Raw genomic sequence first — 242 nt, forward strand, 5'->3', positions numbered from 1 at the left:
TTGGTACCCTGGATGGTGACTGTGACGAGCTGGGTTGCTGTTCCATCTAAAGATTTTGCCGTGAAGCTATCGGTTAACGTTTGGCCAGCCCCTAATTGCTGGATGGCCGTTTGCGCATTGTTCGCCGTGTACGTCCACACCCCATTGGCAGCCAGGGTAAAGGTACCGTAGGTGCCTGCCACGGAAGGCTGGGCGATGAAACTGGATTGGCCGGCATCGACATCGGCAATGGTCAAGGTACC

1 protein-coding gene is annotated in these 242 nt (G+C 55.8%); it reads right to left on the reverse strand.

Annotated features, from left to right (window positions below):
• Nucleotides 1-242 (reverse strand): VCBS domain-containing protein (locus ACN4Z1_RS16055; RefSeq protein WP_419413496.1); only part of this gene is annotated, 242 nt, incomplete at both ends.

It is taken from the genome of Legionella sp. ST3F1, from assembly GCF_048553315.1.
In the GTDB taxonomy this organism is placed as follows: domain Bacteria; phylum Pseudomonadota; class Gammaproteobacteria; order Legionellales; family Legionellaceae; genus Tatlockia; species Tatlockia donaldsonii.